The sequence below is a fragment of the Microbispora sp. CSR-4 genome (assembly GCF_008033685.1).
In the GTDB taxonomy this organism is placed as follows: Bacteria; Actinomycetota; Actinomycetes; order Streptosporangiales; family Streptosporangiaceae; genus Microbispora.
In genome coordinates, this window is the sequence record NZ_VJVX01000234.1 from 1 (window position 1) to 625 (window position 625).

General features: G+C 73.3%; 1 protein-coding gene. It reads left to right on the forward strand.

Translation table 11 applies throughout. The annotated features are described in order from the left end of the window. Positions 1-64: 64 nt before the first annotated feature. Positions 65-625 (forward strand): DUF222 domain-containing protein (locus FLV34_RS39600; RefSeq protein WP_147945625.1); only part of this gene is annotated, 561 nt, incomplete at its 3' end.

The window sequence follows — 625 nt, forward strand, 5'->3', positions numbered from 1 at the left end:
TGTGGGTGGCCGCGGTCGGGGTCGTGTGCGGTCGTCGTGGGTGGTGGTGGGGTCGGTTCGTGAGGTGGCCCAAGAGCTGGCGCTGACGCCGCTTCCCGACGATGTGGACATGTGCCTGGCCGAGGCGGAGGAGTTGCTGTTCGCCCGGGATCGGATCACCAGCGCCCTGGCCGACCGCGTCGGCCGGGTCCACCGAGCAGGTCAGGCCAAACAGCACGGCCATGCCTCCACCCGCTGCTGGCTGCGCACCAGTGGGGGGATGACGGTGGGTGGTGCGGGCCGCCTGCTCACCCTCGGCGCGGAACTGCCCCGCCTCCCCAAGGTGCGGGAGAAGTTCGCCACAGGTGAGCTGGCGGCCGGGGTGGTGGAGGCCATCTGCGCCGCTGTCGCCGGACTGACCGACGAGCAAGCCGGCCTGGCGGAGCCGATCCTGGTGGACCTGGCCGGCAAAGCGGGGGCGGCGGAGGTCGCCAAGGCCGGCCGCCACCTACGCGCGGTGCTCGACCCCGATGGGGAAGAACGCGACGAGCGGGCCGATTACGGGCGGCGGTTCCTGCGGGTCCGCCCGGGCAAGGGCGGCGGCGTGGAAGGGGAGTTCTACCTGCCGCGTGAGGCCGGTGCCCGG